General features: G+C 73.5%; 21 protein-coding genes. 11 read left to right on the top strand and 10 right to left on the bottom strand.

All coding sequences use genetic code 11. From position 1 onward, the window contains the following. Window positions 1–5 precede the first annotated feature (5 nt). The 8 genes from ABD343_RS32875 to ABD343_RS32840 are packed head-to-tail and all read right to left on the bottom strand — an operon-like array spanning window position 6 to window position 6,182. Window positions 6–665 (bottom strand): bifunctional 4-hydroxy-2-oxoglutarate aldolase/2-dehydro-3-deoxy-phosphogluconate aldolase, encoded by a 660-nt coding sequence (locus tag ABD343_RS32875; protein ID WP_344533524.1) that lies wholly within the window; start codon window positions 663–665, stop codon window positions 6–8. Next, a complete protein-coding gene (locus ABD343_RS32870) occupies window positions 662–943 on the bottom strand; it encodes an HPr family phosphocarrier protein (RefSeq protein ID WP_344533522.1) in 282 nt (93 codons plus the stop codon). The genes ABD343_RS32875 and ABD343_RS32870 overlap by 4 nt, the downstream gene beginning before the upstream one ends. Next, window positions 940–2,112, bottom strand: coding sequence for a DgaE family pyridoxal phosphate-dependent ammonia lyase (locus ABD343_RS32865; protein ID WP_344533520.1), 1,173 nt, complete (start codon window positions 2,110–2,112; stop codon window positions 940–942). Before ABD343_RS32865 ends, ABD343_RS32870 begins: the two co-directional genes overlap by 4 nt. A gap of 34 nt (window positions 2,113–2,146) precedes the next feature. Beyond that, window positions 2,147–2,881, bottom strand: a complete 735-nt coding sequence (locus tag ABD343_RS32860; RefSeq protein WP_344533518.1) for a DUF4310 family protein — start codon at window positions 2,879–2,881, stop codon at window positions 2,147–2,149. A 15-nt stretch (window positions 2,882–2,896) separates the two neighbouring features. Next, window positions 2,897–3,688: a DUF4311 domain-containing protein gene (locus tag ABD343_RS32855; RefSeq protein WP_344533516.1), complete on the bottom strand. Its 792-nt coding sequence runs from the start codon at window positions 3,686–3,688 to the stop codon at window positions 2,897–2,899. Between the two features lie 7 nt (window positions 3,689–3,695). Continuing rightward, window positions 3,696–4,031, bottom strand: a complete 336-nt coding sequence (locus ABD343_RS32850; protein WP_344533515.1) for a DUF4312 family protein — start codon at window positions 4,029–4,031, stop codon at window positions 3,696–3,698. Beyond that, on the bottom strand, window positions 4,028–4,876 hold the full coding sequence (locus ABD343_RS32845) for an SFCGS family glycine-rich protein (RefSeq protein ID WP_344533513.1): 849 nt from the start codon (window positions 4,874–4,876) through the stop codon (window positions 4,028–4,030). The genes ABD343_RS32850 and ABD343_RS32845 overlap by 4 nt, the downstream gene beginning before the upstream one ends. 10 nt (window positions 4,877–4,886) lie before the next feature. After that, window positions 4,887–6,182 (bottom strand): amidohydrolase/deacetylase family metallohydrolase, encoded by a 1,296-nt coding sequence (locus tag ABD343_RS32840; protein ID WP_344533511.1) that lies wholly within the window; start codon window positions 6,180–6,182, stop codon window positions 4,887–4,889. 133 nt (window positions 6,183–6,315) lie between these two features. On the opposite strand from ABD343_RS32840, the gene ABD343_RS32835 reads away from it, so the two are divergent. From ABD343_RS32835 to ABD343_RS32825, 3 genes are all read left to right on the top strand, one after another. Continuing rightward, window positions 6,316–7,062, top strand: coding sequence for an IclR family transcriptional regulator (locus ABD343_RS32835; RefSeq protein ID WP_344533509.1), 747 nt, complete (start codon window positions 6,316–6,318; stop codon window positions 7,060–7,062). A gap of 82 nt (window positions 7,063–7,144) precedes the next feature. Then, window positions 7,145–7,507, top strand: coding sequence for a hypothetical protein (locus ABD343_RS32830; RefSeq protein ID WP_344533507.1), 363 nt, complete (start codon window positions 7,145–7,147; stop codon window positions 7,505–7,507). A gap of 230 nt (window positions 7,508–7,737) precedes the next feature. Further along, on the top strand, window positions 7,738–8,064 hold the full coding sequence (locus ABD343_RS32825) for a hypothetical protein (RefSeq protein ID WP_344533505.1): 327 nt from the start codon (window positions 7,738–7,740) through the stop codon (window positions 8,062–8,064). Between the two features lie 24 nt (window positions 8,065–8,088). Here the strand turns inward: ABD343_RS32825 and ABD343_RS32820 are convergent, their stop codons facing one another. Next, entirely contained in the window at window positions 8,089–8,424 is a 336-nt protein-coding gene (locus ABD343_RS32820; protein WP_344533503.1) for a DUF8129 domain-containing protein, read from the bottom strand. Window positions 8,425–8,595: 171 nt separating this feature from the next. Between ABD343_RS32820 and ABD343_RS32815 the strand changes: the two genes are divergently transcribed. The 3 genes from ABD343_RS32815 (at window position 8,596) to ABD343_RS32805 (ending at window position 11,751) form a co-directional block, all read left to right on the top strand. Next, complete coding sequence (locus ABD343_RS32815) at window positions 8,596–10,026, top strand: DUF2716 domain-containing protein (RefSeq protein WP_344533502.1); 1,431 nt, start codon at window positions 8,596–8,598, stop codon at window positions 10,024–10,026. A gap of 151 nt (window positions 10,027–10,177) precedes the next feature. Then, window positions 10,178–10,978, top strand: coding sequence for an ABC transporter ATP-binding protein (locus ABD343_RS32810; protein WP_344533500.1), 801 nt, complete (start codon window positions 10,178–10,180; stop codon window positions 10,976–10,978). Beyond that, a complete protein-coding gene (locus ABD343_RS32805; protein WP_344533498.1) occupies window positions 10,975–11,751 on the top strand; it encodes an ABC transporter permease subunit in 777 nt (258 codons plus the stop codon). The genes ABD343_RS32810 and ABD343_RS32805 overlap by 4 nt, the downstream gene beginning before the upstream one ends. A gap of 119 nt (window positions 11,752–11,870) precedes the next feature. Here the strand turns inward: ABD343_RS32805 and ABD343_RS32800 are convergent, their stop codons facing one another. Beyond that, window positions 11,871–13,022, bottom strand: coding sequence for a LacI family DNA-binding transcriptional regulator (locus ABD343_RS32800; protein ID WP_344533497.1), 1,152 nt, complete (start codon window positions 13,020–13,022; stop codon window positions 11,871–11,873). A gap of 350 nt (window positions 13,023–13,372) precedes the next feature. On the opposite strand from ABD343_RS32800, the gene ABD343_RS32795 reads away from it, so the two are divergent. Genes ABD343_RS32795 through ABD343_RS32775 form a run of 5 tightly spaced genes read left to right on the top strand, consistent with a single transcriptional unit; the run spans window position 13,373 to window position 17,991 of the window. Beyond that, window positions 13,373–14,428, top strand: coding sequence for an ABC transporter substrate-binding protein (locus ABD343_RS32795; RefSeq protein WP_344533495.1), 1,056 nt, complete (start codon window positions 13,373–13,375; stop codon window positions 14,426–14,428). After that, the gene (locus ABD343_RS32790) at window positions 14,425–15,330 is read left to right on the top strand and encodes an ABC transporter permease (protein ID WP_344533493.1); all 906 of its coding nucleotides are present in this window, start codon (window positions 14,425–14,427) and stop codon (window positions 15,328–15,330) included. The genes ABD343_RS32795 and ABD343_RS32790 overlap by 4 nt, the downstream gene beginning before the upstream one ends. Further along, window positions 15,327–16,139, top strand: coding sequence for an ABC transporter ATP-binding protein (locus ABD343_RS32785; RefSeq protein WP_344533491.1), 813 nt, complete (start codon window positions 15,327–15,329; stop codon window positions 16,137–16,139). The genes ABD343_RS32790 and ABD343_RS32785 overlap by 4 nt, the downstream gene beginning before the upstream one ends. Beyond that, window positions 16,136–16,942: an ABC transporter permease gene (locus ABD343_RS32780; protein ID WP_344533489.1), complete on the top strand. Its 807-nt coding sequence runs from the start codon at window positions 16,136–16,138 to the stop codon at window positions 16,940–16,942. The genes ABD343_RS32785 and ABD343_RS32780 overlap by 4 nt, the downstream gene beginning before the upstream one ends. Then, window positions 16,939–17,991 (top strand): amidohydrolase family protein, encoded by a 1,053-nt coding sequence (locus ABD343_RS32775; protein ID WP_344533487.1) that lies wholly within the window; start codon window positions 16,939–16,941, stop codon window positions 17,989–17,991. The genes ABD343_RS32780 and ABD343_RS32775 overlap by 4 nt, the downstream gene beginning before the upstream one ends. Window positions 17,992–18,020 lie beyond the last annotated feature (29 nt).

Below are 18,020 nucleotides of genomic sequence, written 5' to 3'. Positions count from 1 at the left end.
ACGGCCTATCCGCGTACCGCCTCCGCGCGTACCGCCTTGAGGCGCTCGACGGCCGCCGGGACGTCCCCGCCCGCCGTCAGGTCGCTGCCGACGCTCACCGCGAACGCCCCGGCCGCCAGCCACTCCCCCGCGTTCGCCAGGGTCACCCCGCCGGTCGCCATGATCCGGGCGCCGGGGAGCACCGAGCGGAGCGTCCTGAGGTAGGCGAGGCCGCCGACGTGCGCCGGGAACAGCTTGGCCACGCCGCGCTCCGCCGCCGCGCGTACCTCCGTCGGGCTGTGCGCGCCCTCGACGAACAGCCGTCCGGCGGCGTCCGCCACGGGCCGCACCTCGGGCACCTGGAAGGGGCTCACCAGAAAACGGGCCCCGGCTCCGAGCGCCTCCTCCGCGATCTCCGGCGAGGTGACGGTCCCGAGCCCGACGACCGCGTCCGGCGCCTCCGCCGTCCAGCACGCGACGAGTTCCCGCCAGCCGGGGGTGGTCGCCGTGAACTCGAAGACGGTGACCCCCGCGCCGTACAGCGCCCGCGCGAGCGCGTCCGCCGCCTCCGCGTCAGCGGCCCGCACGGTGGGCACGACCCGCGCCTCCCCCAGCGCGCCGAGCGCCGACCGGACGCCGGGGGCGGCTCCTGAGGCGGCCCCGTCGCCCGCTCCGGCCGGGCTCACGCGGGGGCCGCTATCTTCGTCAGCGCGTCCAGCACACGGTCGGCGTCCGCGCCGGTCGCGCGGAGCACGATCTCGTCGCCGCGCCGTATGTTGAGGCCCATCACGGACAGCACGCTGCGCGCGGGCACCGGTTCGGTCCCCGTCCCCGCGTCGGCGCGGGCCACGGTCACCCGCGCCTCGGCGCCCGCGGCGGTCTGTGCGAAGGCCGCCGCCGGGCGGGCGTGCAGTCCGGCCTCCTCGGTCACCACGAGGCGTCGTTCCACCGTGCCAGTGCTCACTCGCTGTTCCTTCCGTTCGTCGTGTCGTCGTCACCGCTCGTGCGGGCGCCCAGCAGTTCCGCGAGCCGCCGCGCCAGGTGATCCTCTTCCTCCGCGCTCAGCGCGCGCGGGTCCACGGCCAGCCGCCCCGTCGTGGCGTAGTGGTCGCGGAGGAAGACCGGCGGTGTGCCGGCGGCGAGTTCGGCCGCCAGCCCGGCCGCGTCCCGCCCGGCGCGCGCCGGGTCCACGGCCAGCTCGGTACGGAAGATCTCCCGCCCGGCCTCGTCCCGGACCACCCGCGCGCTCAGCCCGGGCAGCGTGCCGAGGCGCGCGGCGAGGCGTTCCATCCGCGCCCGCGCGCCGTCGCCGTCGGACGCCGCCGCCCCGGCACCGTACTCGCGTACGGCCTGCGCCAGGCCCAGCAGGGTCTCCTTGCCGACCTTCATGGGCCGTCCGATTCCCGCGTACTGGGCGCGGACCGCCGCGATCAGCGGTGCGGGGCCGCAGACGAAGCCGGACGTGGGGCCGCCTATCGCCTTGCCGCCGCTGTAGATCACGAGGTCGGCCCCGGTGGCGGGCCACTTCCGCAGGTCCTCCTCGGCCGCCGCGTCCACGATCACGGGGACGCCGTGCGCCCGCCCGACGGCGACGGTCTCGGCGAGGGAGACCATGCCCTTCTGCACGGCGTGGTGCGACTGGACGTACAGCAGCGCGGCCGTACGGGCGCCGATCGCGCCCTCCAGATGCGCGGCCCGCACCTTGTTCGCGGCCCCGGCCTCGACCGGCGTACCGCCGCCGAGGGCGATCATCTGGGCCACGGGCGCCCCGAAGTTGACGGCGTGGCCCTTGGGCAGCACCACCTCGCAGGGGCGGCCGCCGGGGTCGGGCAGCCGTTCGACTCGGGCGGGGTCCGTGCCCGCGACGAGCGCGGCGACGGCGAGCGCGACGCCGGACGCGGCTCCGGTGGTGGGGCAGGCGTCCTCCGTACCGGCGGCGGCGGCGAGTTCGCGGCCGACGGCGGTCATGAGGTCGTCCATCACGACGTGGTCGCGTCCCGCCGCGCCCATCGCCGCGATCGTGGTCGCGCTGAGCCTGCTGCCGCCGAGCGCGGTCATCTTGCCGTTGGCGTTGACGGCGGCGCGGAGGCCGAGGGACTCGTAGGTCAGGACGTCCGGGTCTCTGGTGCGCATGCGTTCCTTCACGTCGTGGGCTTCGTCGTGGACTTCACTTGTGCGGGATCGGGAAGAAGAGCCCGAAGAGCATGGCGCCGAGGATCGCGCCGCCCGTCAGAGGCTTCTGCCACTTGTAGAAGAGCGCGGCGCCCAGCGTGGAGCCGAGCCCGACGGGGAGCGAGGCGGTGGCGGCGGCGATGATGACGAGCGGCCCGAGATAGCGCCCCGCCGAGTTGCCCGCGCCCATCATCACGTCGGCGCCGAACGTCGAGGTGTTGCCCGCCGAGTTCACGGTCGCCCGGCGGATGGCGAGGATGAGGCAGCCGATCAGCGCCCCCAGCACGGCCCCCGTCGGCACCGCGAGCCAGAAGTGCTCCAGCGGCGCGGTGATCCCGGCGGCCAGCAGCATCGCGGGGACGCCGATGCCGACGCCCGTCTGGAGCGAGCCCCCGATGTCGAGGATGCCGACCATCGGGCCCTCGATGACGCGGGCGAAGAGGAAGCCCGCACCGAAGGCCGCCGCGGCGCCGTAACTCCCGCTGTCCATCCCGGCCTTGAGTATCGCGGTCACGGCCACGTCGCTGAAGGTGCCGGTGCGGTAGACGTAGTAGAGGTGCGTACCGGCGAAGATCCCGGCGGCGAGGGAGGCGACGAAGAGGGGGAACGCCCATTCGGAGAGCCAGAAGCTGCCCTCGCCGGGGACCTTGCTCCTCGTACTCTTGGTCCCCGTGCTCCCGGGCTCGGGACCCGGATCCGCCGACCCTGCGTCCGCTGTCGCGTGCGTCATGGAACCGTCCCGTCCTCAGTCCGTGGGTTTCGTGCCGGTGGAGTCGTGCACCTGGTTCAGCCAGTCGGGCACGTGGACCTTCATCTGCTGGAGCAGCGTGAGGTCGACGCCGCGCAGGAAGGCGCTGGCGGTGAAGAGGGTGATCACCGCTCCGGCCAGCACCCGCGTCATCCGCGTCCACCCCAGGTCGTCCACGGCCTTGCCGACGACGATGCCGAGCACGATGCCGGGCACGGCGTTGCCCATCACCACGTGCGCGAGCCCGCCGAGCACGGTGCCCCAGCCGCCGGTACGGCGCCCGGCGTCGACGGCGGCCATCCAGAAGACGATCGGCATCACCGGGTTGATCAACCACTCGGACGCGGGCCCCAGGACCTTGGCCGCGACCTCCTGGAGCGAGGACGGGATGGACGCCGCCGTCGTGTTGAGCACGGAGACCAGCACGACGCCGACCCCCGCCCCGAAGAACGCCATCCGGCGCGGGTTGTGCAGCGTCTCGGCGAGGTTCCGGTTCTTCGCCATGGAGAGCGCGGCGGCCCAGTGCGGCACGATGCGGTGGTCCACGTCGGAGGTCAGCGCGCCGGTCCCGACGGCGCTGGCCCAGGCGTTGAAGAAGAAGCCGAGGCCGAAGGAGAAGTGCGCGACGGGGTCGTTCTCGCAGGCGTTCAGCTCGCCGAGCGTACGGAAGGCGCCCATGCCCTGCACCTTGGGCGCGTGGAACATCCGGGCCACGCCGGCCGAGGCGCCGAAGCCGATCAGCGCGCCGATGACGACGGACTCCAGGAGGATGGTGAGGGTCTCGTTCATCGGCGTCTCACCTCATGTGCAGCGCGTGCTGCAGCGGCGTCAGCCGCTCCTCGCGCACGGTGAAGTCGACGGCCGCCAGGTCCAGCGAGGCGACCTCCACCTCGATCCGCAGGGTCAGTTCGAACCGCGTGCGCTCGCGCGGGAAGAGCAGTCCGAGGAACCGTTCCGTCCAGCGGTGCTCGACGGCCGACTCGACGGCCAGGTCGACGGGTTCGACGCGGTAACAGGTCCCCGTCGCCTGCTTGCCGACCCGCTGCTGGACCTGGCGCATCGCGGTGGCGAACGCCTTCTCGCGGGTGGGCCCGGAGCCGGTGATCCGTACGGTGAGACGCTCGTGCCTCATGATCCCTCGCCCCCTCGCGCGCGTCCCGTCGCGTCCAGCCTCTTGAGCAGCGCCTCGGCGACCTTGAAGCCCAGCTCCTCGCTGTCGAGGAAGCCGAAGCCGAGGACGGTGCGGCCCTGTTCGACGGCGGTCACCCCGGCCTGGGCCGAGCGCATGCCGAACTCGATCTCGTGCCCGTACTTCGCCTTCGCCGTCACGGCGCCCGCGCCGCCGCTGCCGCAGAACGAGATGCCCAGCGCCGCCTCCTCGGCGGCCATCACGTCGCCGACCTTCATATCGGCCCCGGGGCCGGGGATCAGCACGGGTTCCGCGCCCGCCGCGCGTATGCCGTCGGCGACCGCCTGTCCCTTGCCGAGACGGTGCCCGATCACGATCTTCACTGCCATGGTCTCGCTCTCCTCGTGCTCTTGGTCCTGGGGTGGTCTCTCCTGCCGGGCCGTCTCGAAATGCAGGGCGAGCAGCAGGACTTCCGTGTCGGGCGCGGTCCAGCCGCGCGGTGCGGTGTAGTGCCCGATCAGGTCGCGTACGCGCCCGAGCCGCTCCGGCGGCACCTCCGCGTACAGCTCGGGGGCCAGCTCGTCGAGCCGCTCGCCCTCGCGCACCCGCCGTACGAAGGCGAGGGCGTGGACGGCGACGGCCAGCCATCGGGTGTCGTCGAGTGCGATGCCCTCGTCGTCGGCGTACCGCTCGACGAGCGCGAGCAGCTCGGCCAGGTCGTCCCGGTCCTCCCGGCCCAGCGGCCCGGCGGCGTCGGCCACTTGACCGATGAGGGAGGGCCGGGTGGGAGGCGGGGCGGGGGACGCGGTGGAGGACTGGGTGGAGGTCTCGGTGGGGGACTCGCTCATGCGCGGCCTTTCACGCGGGTCGGTTCTCGTCGGGCGCGGGCGAGGGGGCGGGCACGTGCTCGGGGGCGAGGCGCCGGAGTGTGCCCGCGCGGACGACGGCGCGCGGGACGAGCGCACGCCGCGCCGTACGCTTCTCGCCCTCGGCGTCGGTGAGTTCGACGGGCTCCTCGCGCAGCTCCAGCAGGCTGAGGTCGGCGGGCGCGCCGGGCCGCAGGGTGCCCAGCTCGCCGCGGAGCCCGAGCACCTCGGCGGCCCGGTCCGTGGCGCAGGCCAGCACCTCGGCGAGGGGCAGGCCGAGGGCGAGCAGCTTGGTGAGGGTGGTGGCGAGCGAGTGCACGGGCCCGTCGGCGTTCCGCCGGTGGAGATCGGTGCTGGCGGTGTACGGACGCAGGCCCGCGTCGAGCGCGCGTTCGGCCGTACGGAAGGAGAAGCTGGCGCTGCCGTGGCCGACGTCGAGCCGTACGCCCCTCTCCACCGCGTCGGTGACCTCCGGGACCGGCCGGTCGCCGCCCGCGAACAGCCCGCCGGGCTTGCCATGGAAGGCGTGGGTCACGACGTCGCCCTCGCCGAGGAGTTCGAGGACGTCCCCGAAGCGGGGCGGCTCGTTGCCGACGTGCACCATGACGGGGACGCGCCGCCCCAGCTCCCGGCCCGCCCGCGCCGTCAGCTCCTTCGCGGCGCGCAGCGGCGCGAGGCCGCTCTCCCCGAGCACGGAGCCGCTCATCCGCACCTTGACGCCGCGCACGGTGTCGCGGTGCCGGACGAGCAGGCGCGCGGTGGCCTCGGGGTCCAGGTCGGCGGCGCCGCCCGCGAGTTCGCGGGTGCCCTGGACGAGGCCGTGCCGGGAGACGTTGAGCCAGTTCAGCACGCGCGTACGGGCGTGGGGCGTGATGTGCGCCGCGAAGTGCGCCCAGTCGTCGCTGCCGCAGCTCCCGGCGTCCACGACGGTCGTCACGCCCTGCCGGACCCCGGCGTCGTCGGCCGGGATCCCCAGGCCGGTGCGCCCGTCGTAGACATGGGTGTGCAGGTCGATGAGACCGGGCGCGACGAGCAGCCCCGTGGCGTCGAAGACCCCGGCGCCTCCGGCCTCTTGGGAGGCCGCGAGAGTGCCGGGCCCGGCGACGCGGACGATACGCCCGTCGCGTACGCCGAGGTCACCGGGAACGGGGTCGCCGTACTCCGGACAGGACGGGTCGGACGGACCTGAAAAGTCGACCGGACCGTCCGGACCGGCCAACAGGCCGCCGGAGATCACCAGATCAAGCCGTTCCGGCGACGGATTCGCCTCGGGGTCGCGCACAGCCATGGACGGTCGCCTTTCGGGGGCGTGAGATGAGAGCGCAGCACCGCCCGTTGCGACGCCAACCGTTCCGTAGAGTAGATTGACGTTCCGCAGAGCGGATTGGTGGCAAGCTAACCCCGTGCCGTACGGAGGGTCAATGGATCGCGAGAAGTCGGTGAACTCTGCAGCTAAAACGCTCCGCGTGCTGCATGCCGTCGCCCGGCAGGAGTCCCCGCGCCGCCTCGGAGAGGTCGCCGAACAGGCGGGTGTGCCCAAGGCCAGCACCCACCGGATCCTGAGCACACTGATCGCGGAGGGGTACGCGGTCGCCGACGGGGACGGCCGCTACGGCATCGGTCCCCAACTCCGCACCCTCGCCGCCCAGGTGCTCGCCGACGACGCGGTCGGCATCGACGCCGTGCTGCGCGCACTCCAGCAACGCCTCGGCCAGACCGTCCATCTGGCCGTCCTCAGCGGGGACTACGCGACCTACACCCACAAGGTCGATCCCGGCCACGCGTACCGCATCGCCACCGAGGTCGGCATGCCCCTCCCCCTCCACGCGAGCGCCGCCGGCAAGGTCCTCCTCGCCCACCTCCCGGAGAAGGAGTGCGCCGCGCTCCTCGACAGCGCCGGGCTCCCGGCCCGTACGCCCCGTACCGTCACGGACCGCCGCAAACTGCGCGGCGAGCTGAACACGGTCCGCAAGCAGGGCTACGCGACGGAGTACGAGGAGGCCGACGAGGCGGTCTGCTCCCTCGCCGCGCCGGTCCTCGACAACGACGGCTACCCCATGGGCGCCGTCTCCGTCTCCTCCCTCACCTTCCTGGTCACCGAGGACCAGCTCCACGAATTCGCCCCGGCGGTCCGCCAGGCGGCAGAGGAGGTCTCGCGCAGGCTGTAGCGGCGGAGCGCGCCCTCACGCGGCGGGGGGCGACCTCTTAAGGTGGACGGTGCACCTGGCACCGCCCCGAGAAGGGACCACCTTGAACACGCCTCCGCACGGGCCCTACGACCCCGATCCGCACTCGCCGTACGGGCGACAGCTCCGGCGGCGTCTGAACGCGGACGGGGCGGGGCCGGGGGCGGAGGCGGAGGACGGGAATGCCGTGACGCGTGCGGCGGCGGACGTCTTCAGGGACCTGGAGAACGCGGTGGACGCCGGCACGGGCGCCTCGCAGGGGCAGGGGCCAGGACCGGCGCCGGGACCGCACTCTCACCTCGCCGCCGCGAGCGAGGACTTCTTCGAGCGCCTGGACAGGGGCGTACGCGAGATCGCCGCGAGCACCGAACGCGCCACCGAAGGCCGCCGCGGCTTCACGCTGCGCCGCCGCGACCGCCGGAGCTGAGCGGCCCGGAGGTCTTGCACAGGCCGGGCGCCCACCCGTATCCTGCAACGTTTTGCACCGCGTGGGCCGCCCCGCACGGGGGGTGCGGAGCGTCCCCGCGGTGCAAACACCTGCAAACAACCGACTTCAGGCAATTTCCCCTACGCAAGGAGGTGGGCCGTGCGCTTCAGGATCTAGCCGCCCGCCCGGAGAGTCCGGGATCACGGGCGGCGGGTTCCGGAAGGAACGAGATGTCCCGCACGGACAACACAAAGCCTCTGTGGGTCCGCTCCCGCGAACACGACCCCCGGCCCGTCCACGACCACCGCTTCGGCCCCTGTGACCTGCCGCCGCGCCCGACGCGTGAGACCACGGACACCCGCTGTCAGTGGGAGCACCCGGAATCGATGCTGTTCGGCCGCGCCACGTGCTGCGCGGGCTGCAACAAGCGTTCCTGCTACAAGGAGTGGCAGGACATGGTCAGGTCCGAGAACCGCAAGGACCGCCACGGGGCCCGCCGCGCGGCGCACGAGGCCGCGCGCCGTTACGCCACGGGGCTGGAGGGCGACGAGGCCTGACGGCCGTATCCGTCGGGCGGCGGCTCACATGTCGTGCACGTTGTGCACGCCGTGCCGGAGGGGCGGCTCGGGTTCGGCCGCGGTGTCAGGAGACGCCGGGGACCGCCCCTGCCGTCCCTCCGGCTTCTCGGGCCTCGCGCCCTCGGGGTCCCCCGGCGCGGGCTCCGCGCCCTCGTCGAGCTGGCGGAGCCGGGCGGTGAGGATGTCGACGAGGAGCGGCCGGTCGGCGTGCGCGCGCTCGTAGTCCAGCAGGCGCTGTACGTCGTCGCCGGTCAGGGACCTGATGCGGTGCTCGACGCCGCCCGCGGGCAGCTCGTCGTAGTCCGGCAGGGGAAGCGGCTCGGATCGCTGTTCCGTCATGGTTCTCGGACCTCCTTACGGTCTCACGCGGGCCCGGGTTTCCCACGGCCCCGCCGAGTAACCCGCGTCGCCCCGAGCACGCGGGAGCACGTGGCGTGACCTGACCCTCACCGGGCGATCGATCCGACCGGCGGTCCCCGGGCGTGCGTACCCGGACGGGAGTATGGCCGTATGGACGACACCGCCGCCCGCGCCGGGGACCTGCTGGCCGCCTACGACACGCAGGTACGGACGCACGTCCCGGAACCGCCGCCCGTGGGCGCCGTCATCGAGCGCGACGGTCCCGTCGTACGGACGCATTACGGCACCCACGCCACCGTCAGCCGCGCTCCGCACCCGTCCGGCGGCGACGAGGGCGCGCTGGTCCGGCGCCAGCAGGAGGCATGCGCGGGGCGCCGCGAGCCCGCCGTATGGCGGGTGTACGGACACGATCCGGCGCCCTGGGGGCGGGCGTTGCGGGAGGCGGGGTTCACGGCCGCCGGGCCGGAACGCACGCTGCTGGTCGCCCGGTTCGACGACATCGACGCCGCGACGGCCGAGGGGCGGGCCGTGCCGGCCAAGGGACAGCGGGTACGCCGTCTGGGCCACGGCGACCACCGGGACCGGGAGTTGAGACGGCTCGCCGAGGCGGGCGGGGGCGGGGGCGGCGGCCCGGAATGGGAGCCCTGCGCGTACGCGCGCGGGCTGGAGGCCGTCCGCGCGGACCATGGCGGGCTGGTGAGCTGGGGCCTGAACGTACAGCTTCTTGAGGCCGAGACGCGGCTGGTCGGCGCGGGCTGGGCGGAGCCCGTGGGGCGTACGGAGTTCGTGGCCGTACGCGGAATGACCGGCCCGCATGCGGAGTACCTGCCGCCGTGGCTGCGCTGGGCGCGTACGCCCTGGGCGCTGGGGCGCGCGGTCGCCCCGGCGCCGGAAAGGCGTTATGTCACCGCCGAGGCGCCGCGCGGGCCGGTGCTCGACACGCTGCTCGGCTGCGGGTTCCGCGCGGTGACGACGGTGCGGGACCACGTATGGCGGCCCCCGGGCCCGCCGCCGTACGCGACGCGCCCGGTGACGATGCTGCTCGGGGGCCCCGAACACGACGCGCTGTGCGCGGCGTTCGAGCGCCGGTTCGCGTTCCGCCCGGGCCTCGACTCGTGCCCCGCCGTCGAGGAGCCGGCGTCCTCGGTGACCTGGCACGTCGGCACGCCCGACGGGAGCGCACGGGCGGAACGCGTACGGGGCGCGGTCCAGGAGATCGTCGAACGCGCGGCACGCGCCGCGACACCGCCCGGCGAACAGCTCTACGCCCTCTCCTGGTGGCACCAGGGCTATCGCTTCGATCCCGCGCGCGTCAGCGGAACGGGGCACTGCGGGGGAACGGGGCGCGGCGGCGGGCCGGTTCGCCCCTCCTGGCCGCGTTCCGTGTGCGGCGACGCGGACTATCTGATGCTGCTGACCCGGGACCTGCGCATGGGCACGTTCTGGCACCCGTGGGAGGAGTCGCTGTGCGTCTTCGGGCCCGCGCTGCTGGCGGGGGCGGAGTCCGCGCTCACCGAGACCCTCGGCACGGTGATGCGCCGGGGCGGCCGGAACGTGGGGAACGTCTGGACGTACGAGTAGGTCCGGAGCGCGCGGGCATCCCCCTGCGGGCTGTCATCCCGGAGGTTGAGACGGGGGCGGTAGGGGCGGCGCGCTCATCCCGCGGGCCGAGGCGAACGGCTCTGCCCCTGGGGCGATGTGCGGGGTCGCCCCCGCGCGGGAGAGTGTCGGTGTGATCGAAGTCTGCGAACTGACCAAGCGCTTCGGGGCGGCCACGGCCGTCGACGGGCTGTCCTTCCACGTACGACCGGGCCGCGTGACCGGCTTCCTCGGGCCGAACGGGGCGGGCAAGTCCACCACGATGCGCATGATGCTGGGCCTGGACCGGCCGACGAGCGGCCACGTCCGCATTCACGGCCTGCCCTACCGGCGGCTGCGTGACCCGTTGCGCACGGTGGGCTCCCTGCTCGACGCCGGGGCGGTGCACGGCGGCCGGACGGCCCGTGCCCATCTGCGCTGGCTGGCCCGCAGCAATCGGATAGCGGAGCGCAGGGTCGGCGAGGTCGTCGAGCGGACGGGGCTGGGGCCCGTGGCGGACCGGCGGGCTGGGACGTTCTCGCTGGGCATGGCGCAGCGGCTGGGGATCGCCGCCGCGCTGCTCGGCGACCCCGCCGTGCTCCTGCTCGACGAGCCGGTGAACGGCCTCGATCCGGAGGGCATCGTGTGGATCCGCACCCTGATGCGGGAGCTGGCGGCCGAGGGGCGGACGGTGCTCGTCTCCAGCCACCTGATGAGCGAGGCCGCGCTGACCGTCGACCACTTGATCGTCATCGGGCGGGGCCGCCTGCTCGCGGACTCCGGCACGGACGAGTTCCTCGCCCGACACGCGCCCGCGCCCACGAGCGCGAGCGCGCCCGGCCGTTCGCCGGGTTCCGAACGGATGCCCGCGGCGCCGCTGGAGGAGGCGTTCCTGCGGCTCACCGGGGAGTCCGTGGAGTACCGGAGCGGGGGCACGGGAGGAGAGGGGCGATGAGCGAAGTGGCCTTCCTGCGGGCCGTGGTGGGTGCGGAGTGGTTCAAGATCCGGAGCGTGAGGTCCACGGTGTGGACGCTCGGCCTGGCCTTCGCCCTCAGCGCCGGACTGGGCACCCTGATCGCGCTGAACTTCCGCTCCGGCATCGACCGTGTCGAGAACTTCGACCCGCTCTTCGCCGGGCTGATCAGCCTGATGCTCGGGCAGCTCGCGCTGGTGGTGTTCGGGGTGCTCGTGATCGGCTCCGAGTACGGATCGGGGACGATACGGGCCTCGTTGGCGGCCGTCCCCCGGCGCGGGGCCTTCTTCGGCGGCAAGGTGCTGGCGTGCGCCCTCACGGCCTTCCCGGTGTCGGTCGTCATGGTGGCCGTCACGTTCACCGCGACGCAGACGGCACTCGGTCCGTACGGGACGACGGCTGGCGCGGACGAAGTGCTGCCGGGCCTCGTGGGCGCGTGTGTCTACTTGACGCTGATATGCCTCTTCGCCCTCGGCGTCGCCACCATGCTGCGCAGTTCGGCACTCGCGCTGGGCATCCTGCTCCCGCTCCTGTTCCTCGGCTCCCAGGGCCTCGGCAACGTGCCGAAGCTCAAGACGGTCCTCCAATTCCTGCCGGACCAGGCCGGGATGGAGCTGATGGGTCTCGTCGGCCCGAGCGACGATCCGCAGTTCGCCCACGTCTACGGCCCCTGGGGCGCGCTGGCGATCCTCCTGGCCTGGACGGCCGCCGCCCTGGTCGGCGGCTACGTGACGCTGAACCGCCGCGACGCCTGATCCATCCGCCCCGCCGACCCGACCCGCCCCGGACCGACCCGGACCGCCCCGGCCTGGCCCGGACCGATCCGGCCTGGCTCACCCCGGACCGATCCGACCCGACTCGACCTGCCGGTCAGTCAGGCTCGCTCCCCGGTCCGTCGGGCGGTCGTCTCGCGGACGGTGAGCCGGTGCCCGAGCACGGTCGTCGTGGCAGGGACGTCGGCAGAGACGTCAGCAGGAGCATCGGCACGCCCGTCGCCAGGCGGGTCGGCACGACGGCCGCCCCTCCGGGTAGGCCCGGCCCCGGAGGAACGGCCGGCGTCGGCGCTCGTCGTCACGCGAGGCCTCGGGACCGGGGGCGAGTCGATGATGTGGCGGGCGGCGAGGGAGCCCATCTCGTAGAGGGGGAGGCTCACGGTCGTCAGGCCGACGAACTCGGCGAGCCGCAGATCGTCCATGCCCGCGACGGAGACCTCGCCGGGCACGTCCACTCCGGCCTGGCGCAGGGCGCTGAGGGCGCCGACGGCGACCTCGTCGTTCGCGCCGATGACGGCGTCGGGGAGCGGCGGGCGGGCGAGGAGGCGGAGGGTGGCGGCGTGCCCGGACTCGTAGTCGAAGCCGCCGGGTTGACACTGCGCGGAGTCGGCGAGCCCGGCCTCGCGCATCCGGGCCAGGAAGCCCTCGCGGCGGTGGCGGGTGACGGTCATGCCCGTCGGGCCCTCGATGAACGCGATGCGGCGGTGGCCGAGCGAGACGAGGTGGTCGGTGATGTCGTGGGCGACGGCCCGGTTGTCGACCACGACGGACGGGCAGCCGAGGTCGCGGACGGCGAGGGAGACGGCCTGGACGCCCTGTTCGCGCGCGCGGCGCACGGCGTCGACGAGGTCGGGGGTGCGCGGGTCGTCGACGTAGCCGCTGCCCGCGAAGACGACACCGGCGGCGCGGTAGTCGCGCATCGCCTGGAGGCGGTCGATCTCGGTGCCGGTGCGGCGGTCGACGTTGGAGAGCATGGTGACGTAACCGGCGCGTGAGGCCGCGTCGTCCACGCCTCGGGCGATGACGGAGAAGTACGGGTTGTCGATATCGCTGACCAGGACGCCGACGAGGCGGCTGTGGGGCGAGACCATGGCGCGGGCCAGGGCGCTCGGCGAGTAGTCCAGCTCCTCGGCCGCCGCGAGCACCTTCGCGCGGGTCTTGGCCGAGATGGGATGGTCGGATCCGCTGAGCACGCGCGAGGCGGTGGACACGGCGACCCCGGCCGCGCGGGCGACTTCCACCAGTGAACTCACGGCCACCCTCCACGGGACGGGAAACGTTTTCCTTTTTCGCGGCCCAAGATGGCACATACGCAGGCGCTTTCGCAATCCGGAACCCCAACTCATGCCTCTCCCACCTGCATTGAGCACTTGACGATTCCGCCTCCCGGGTGCGTAGCATCCCGTTACGGCATACGTTTGCCTAGCCGGTGACCTCGGGAAACCGGTGCCACGTGAAGGGGGAATCCATGCACACCCGAACCAGGGGCAGGGACAGGGGAAGGACCGGGCCGAGGGCCTGGGCACGAACCGCACGAACGGCACGAACGGCACGGACGGCGGCGCGGGCGAAGCGGAGTGCCGTCGCCGCCGCGTTATGCGCCGTGACCGCCGCGGCGGCCGCCTGCGGCACCGGCGCGGGCACCGAGACCCGCGCGAACGGGAAGCTCGCGTTCACGGTGGCGGTCATCGAGCCGGACCTCACGACCGTGCCGGTCCTCGCCGCCGCCGAGGCCGTCCGCCGCCAGGGCCATGACGTCGAGATCGTGGAGCTGGCCGAGCCGGAGCTGGCCATCGAGGGCCTCGCCCAGGGCGATTACGCGATCTCCGCCGAGGCCACGGGCCCGGCGCTGAGCGCCGTCGAGCAGGGCGCGCCCATCAAGATCATCGCCGATGTCGTCGGCAACCAGTGGGCCCTCTACGGCCGGAAGGGCGTCTCGTCCTGCGACGAGCTGGGCGGACGCCCGTTCGGCATCTTCAGCGAGGGCGCGGTCGCCACGGCCATCTCCAAGGACTGGGTGCGCTCCACCTGCAAGGGGGACGAGCGCCCCGACTACCTGACCATCGGCGGCTCGGACGTCCGCGCCCAGGCCCTCGTCTCCGGCGAGATCGACGCGACGCCGCTGGAGGTCTCCGACGCCGTGGCCCTGGAGTCGTCCGGGTCGCCCGCCGCCGCGAGCCTCACCAAGGTCGCCGACTTCGCGAAGACGCTGCCCGATCTGCACCCGCAGACCGTGTACGCGAACGCGGACTTCCTCGGCGATCACCGGGGCGTGGCACAGGAGTTCGTGACCGCGCTCGTGCGCGAGCACGCCAGGATCAACGCCCGCCCGCAGCGCCTGGTCGAGCTGGCGCGCACGCACCTCCCGGAGGAGGACGAGGGCGACGTGGGGCGCGTCGCCGAGCGGTACCGCGACGCGCGCCTCTTCGACGCCGCCGCGCTCACCCCGCGCAACGTCCAGGGCACCATCGACTTCTTCGCCCGCGCCGGGGTGATCGGCCGCGGCGTCCGCGCCGAGGAGGCGGCCGACCTCAGCTTCATCCGCGAGGCCGCGCGGGAGACGGCCTCGCGGGACACCCGGAAGACGGCCTCGCGGGACACGGCCTCGCGCGAGACGCCCCCGCGGGGGAAGTCCGGCCGGCTCAAGGGGGCGTCATGACCCCGACGACCACGCTCCGGGAGGCCCGCGCGGGCCGCGCGTCCGGTGCGCGCCGCTCCCTGACGCCCCGCGGGATCCGCCGCGTGCGCCGCGTACGCCCCGCGCGTCGCCTGCGGGACACCAACCTCCCCTACCAGCTCCTCGCGTTCGCGCTCTTCGCCACCGCGTGGGAGCTGTACGCCCGTGCGCGGGGCGGCCTGTTGCTGCCCGGTTTCGGCGAGACCGTGCGGGCCACGGTCACGCTGCTCGGCGAGGCGGAGCTGTGGCGGGCGCTGTACGTCAGCAACCAGGCCCTCGTGCTGGGCTTCGGCATCGCGCTCGGCGTCGGGGTCCCGGCGGGCATCCTGCTGGGCCGGTTCCGGACGCTGGAGCGGTACACGGACGTCCACCTCAACATCCTCCTGGTCACGCCGATGGCCGCGATCATTCCGCTGCTGGTGATGTGGGCGGGGGTCGGGCTGACCTCGCGGGTGGCGCTCGTGGCGCTCTTCTCCGTGGTGATGGTGATCGTGAACAGCCGTGCGGGCGTACGGCAGGTGGATCCGTCGCTGATCGAGATGGCCCGCTCGTTCGGCGCCTCCGAGCGCCGCGTCTGGACGCGGATCCTGCTGCCCGGCGCGCTGCCGGCGGTCATGACGGGCGTACGGCTGGGCCTCGGGCGCGCCGTCACCGGCATGGTCCTCGTCGAACTGCTCATGGTCTCCGACGGCCTGGGCGGTCTCATCCTCACCTACCGCGGGCTGCTCAAGGCGCCGCCGCTCTACGGCACGATCGCGATCGTTCTCGCCGAGGCGCTGCTGCTGATCTCGCTGGCGCGCTGGGCCGAGCACCGGCTGACGCGCTGGGCGAGCGCCCATCAGGACCAGGAACCCCGTTCCCGTACCGCAAGGAGCCCCAAGTGATCACGATTCGCGGAGTGAGCAAGAGCTTCACCGGACGGGACGGGACGACCGTCGAGGCGCTGCGGGACGTCGGGCTGGAGGTGGCGGAGAACGAGTTCGTGACCGTGCTCGGGCCCAGCGGCTGCGGCAAGACGACCCTGCTCAAGTCCGTCGCCGGGCTCGTGCCCTGGGACGACGGCGAGATCCTCGTGGACGGCGCCCCCGTGCGCGGCCCCGGGCCCGAACGCAGCGTCGTCTTCCAGAACTTCGCGCTGCTGCCGTGGGCGACGGTGCTGGACAACGTCGCGTTCGGTCTGCGGATGCGCGGCGTGGACCGCGCCGAGCGCGAGGAGAGGTCCCGCGCGCTCATTGCGACGGTCGGCCTCGCGGGCTTCGAGGCCAAGCTGCCCGGCGAGCTGTCCGGCGGCATGCAGCAGCGCGTCGGCCTGGCGCGCGCCCTGGCCGTACGGCCGCGGGTGCTGCTGATGGACGAGCCGTTCGGCGCCGTGGACGAGCAGACGCGGCGGCTCCTCCAGGAGGAGCTGCTGGCGCTGTGGGAGGAGCACCGGCTGACCGTCGTCTTCATCACGCACAGCATGGAGGAGGCGGTGCTGCTCGGGGACCGCGTGGTCCTGATGAGCGCCCGCCCGGGGCGCGTCGCCGAGATCGTGCCCGTGGACCTGCCGCGCCCGCGCTCGCACGACGTCGGAGGCGTCGGCCGGTCGGGCGCGTACGCGGAGATCACCGCGTATCTGTGGGACCGGCTGCGCGCGATGCACGCCGAGCACCGCCCGGCGTCCCCCGCGGCCGGGACGGAGGTGTCCGCGTGACTACGACGCACCACGCGGCCTCCTCCTTACGGCCGGTCCTCCGCCGCGTCCCGGCCACGCCCGTGAGCCTCGCGCTGGCCGCCGTGGCGTGGGAGGCGGTCGGGCGTACGGCGGACGTGTCGTTCTTCCCGCCGCTGAGCACGGTGCTGGACCGGCTCGTCGTCATGGCGCGCGAGGGCCTGATCTTCGGCAGTCTGCGCGACAGCCTGGTCAACCTGGTGCTGGGACTGGTGATCTCGCTCGTCGCCGGGCTCGCCGTCGGCACCGCCATGGGCCGCTGGCGCAAGGTCGAGGCGGCCCTCGGGGTGTACGTCTCCGCGCTGCTGACGGCCCCCTCGCTGGTCTTCGCGCCGGTCTTCTTCTCGCTGTTCGGCGCGGGGCGGTCCGCGATCGTGGCGGTGATCGTGATGTACGCCGTGTTCGTGGTGATCATCAACACGGCCTCCGCCATCCGCTCGGTGCCTCCGCATCTGGTGGAGATGGCGCGTTCGTACGGCGCGGGCGAACGGCAGGTGCTGCTCCGCGTGGTGCTGCCCGCCGCCGCCCCGCTGATCATGGCCGGGATCCGGCTCGGCGTCGGCCGTGCGGTGACCGGAATGATCAACGGCGAGATGTTCATCGCCGTGGTCGGCCTGGGCCATCTCGTCACCGAGGCGGGCGGGCGGTTCGACGGGGCGAGCGTGCTGGCCGTGCTGCTCGTCGTGATCACCGTCGCGCTGACCGCGCTCGCGCTCGTCCAGGCCGTCGACCGCAGGATCACCCGCTGGGTCCCGAAGACATCGAGGGGGAACGGAGACCGATGAACACCACAACCGGTATCACCACGGGCGGCCTGATGGTCGACGCGTACAGCCACATCCTGCCCGCGCGGTACTTCGCACGGATGCGCGAACTGGTCGTCGACGCGGGCGCGCTCAAGCGGTGGCTGGAGCTGGACGCGCTGCACGACCTGGACGCGCGGCTGCGGATGATGGACGACTTCGGCGACGGCTACCAGCAGGTGCTCACGCTCTCCTCGCCTCCCCTCGAACTCCTCGCCGGGCCGGACACCTCCCCGGCGCTCGCGCGGCTGGCGAACGAGTCGATGCGCGAGCTGTGCGACCGCCACCCGGACAGGTTCCCGGCGTTCGTCGCGTCGCTGCCGATGAACGACCCGGACGCGGCCCTCGCCGAACTCGCCTTCGCCGTGGACGACCTCGGCGCGCGCGGCGTGCAGGTCTTCACGAACGTGGGCGGCAGACCGCTGGACGACCCGGCGTTCGAGGGCGTGTTCGCGGAGATGTGGCGCCGGGACCTGCCCGTCTGGATGCACCCGGCGCGCGGCGCGGCCTTCGCCGACTATGCGACGGAGGACACCTCGCGCTACGAGATCTGGTGGGCGCTGGGCTGGCCGTACGAGACGAGCGTCGCGATGGCCCGGCTGGTCTTCTCGGGCCTGCTCGAACGGTATCCGGGCATCAAGATCATCACCCATCACATGGGCGCGATGATCCCGTACCTGGAGGGCCGGATCGGTCTGGGCTGGGGGCCGCAGCTCGGCAGCCGCACCTCGGGCGAGGACTACGAGCGGCTGCGGGACGCGCCGCTGCCGCACCCGCCGCTGGAGTACTTCCGCCGCTTCCACGCCGACACCGCGCTCTCCGGCTCGTCCCTCGGCACCCGCTGCGGCCTGGACTTCTTCGGCGCCGACCATGTGCTGTTCGGCACGGACTGCCCGTTCGACCCGGAGGGCGGGCCCGCGTACGTCCGCGAGACGATCCGCGTCCTCGACGGCCTCGGCCTCACGGACGCGGACCGCGCGCGGATCTACCACGGCAACATCCACCGCCTGATGCGCCTGCCCGCGTCATAGGCGTCATAGCCGGTGGCCCGCACCGGCCT

It is taken from the genome of Streptomyces albiaxialis, from assembly GCF_039530985.1.
In the GTDB taxonomy this organism is placed as follows: Bacteria; Actinomycetota; Actinomycetes; order Streptomycetales; family Streptomycetaceae; genus Streptomyces; species Streptomyces albiaxialis.
Note: the sequence above shows the minus strand (reverse complement) of the source record. Positions and strands in the feature narration are given on the sequence as shown.

Bases quoted from the DNA above. Each gene is read 5' to 3' on its own strand.
- ABD343_RS32835 (WP_344533509.1), top strand. From the start codon at position 6,316: ATGGATCGCGAGAAGTCGGTGAACTCTGCAGCTAAAACGCTCCGCGTG.
- ABD343_RS32865 (WP_344533520.1), bottom strand. From the start codon at position 2,112: ATGCGCACCAGAGACCCGGACGTCCTGACCTACGAGTCCCTCGGCCTC.
- ABD343_RS32845 (WP_344533513.1), bottom strand. From the start codon at position 4,876: ATGAGCGAGTCCCCCACCGAGACCTCCACCCAGTCCTCCACCGCGTCC.
- ABD343_RS32815 (WP_344533502.1), top strand. From the start codon at position 8,596: ATGGACGACACCGCCGCCCGCGCCGGGGACCTGCTGGCCGCCTACGAC.
- ABD343_RS32850 (WP_344533515.1), bottom strand. From the start codon at position 4,031: ATGAGGCACGAGCGTCTCACCGTACGGATCACCGGCTCCGGGCCCACC.
- ABD343_RS32790 (WP_344533493.1), top strand. From the start codon at position 14,425: ATGACCCCGACGACCACGCTCCGGGAGGCCCGCGCGGGCCGCGCGTCC.
- ABD343_RS32840 (WP_344533511.1), bottom strand. From the start codon at position 6,182: ATGGCTGTGCGCGACCCCGAGGCGAATCCGTCGCCGGAACGGCTTGAT.
- ABD343_RS32855 (WP_344533516.1), bottom strand. From the start codon at position 3,688: ATGAACGAGACCCTCACCATCCTCCTGGAGTCCGTCGTCATCGGCGCG.
- ABD343_RS32825 (WP_344533505.1), top strand. From the start codon at position 7,738: ATGTCCCGCACGGACAACACAAAGCCTCTGTGGGTCCGCTCCCGCGAA.
- ABD343_RS32860 (WP_344533518.1), bottom strand. From the start codon at position 2,881: ATGACGCACGCGACAGCGGACGCAGGGTCGGCGGATCCGGGTCCCGAG.
- ABD343_RS32820 (WP_344533503.1), bottom strand. From the start codon at position 8,424: ATGACGGAACAGCGATCCGAGCCGCTTCCCCTGCCGGACTACGACGAG.
- ABD343_RS32805 (WP_344533498.1), top strand. From the start codon at position 10,975: ATGAGCGAAGTGGCCTTCCTGCGGGCCGTGGTGGGTGCGGAGTGGTTC.
- ABD343_RS32775 (WP_344533487.1), top strand. From the start codon at position 16,939: ATGAACACCACAACCGGTATCACCACGGGCGGCCTGATGGTCGACGCG.